Below are 301 nucleotides of genomic sequence, written 5' to 3'. Positions count from 1 at the left end.
AAGCACGCTCATACCTTCAATCTGTGGCAAATAACTTGTATAGAAAGAATGCTTGCATGTGGTACCAATGCGATGGGGGCTAAGCACTGCGGTTGTGAAAAATCAAACTGTCACTGCACGAAAGTAAGGTTCTGTCGCAAAGTTTTAATAAGCGACTATGACTCTAATCTCAAGGGGCTTTGTTGCATCGCTCGATAAACAATCAATTAGGCAATACTGTCAGGGTCGGTTATTATTTTAATCGACCTTTCATATCAGAATAATTAACAAATGCCTTACAAATACAACCAAACTAAACAGC

Annotated in this window: 1 pseudogene; it reads left to right on the top strand. The window is 39.2% G+C overall.

What is annotated here, in order from left to right:
* A pseudogene (locus HC723_RS17145) lies at positions 1-126 on the top strand (IS91-like element ISVa3 family transposase); the annotation flags it as partial.
* Positions 127-301 lie beyond the last annotated feature (175 nt).

The organism is Vibrio sp. S11_S32 (assembly GCF_014694465.1).
GTDB lineage: Bacteria > Pseudomonadota > Gammaproteobacteria > Enterobacterales > Vibrionaceae > Vibrio > Vibrio algicola.
This window is presented reverse-complemented; position numbering and strand designations above follow the sequence as displayed.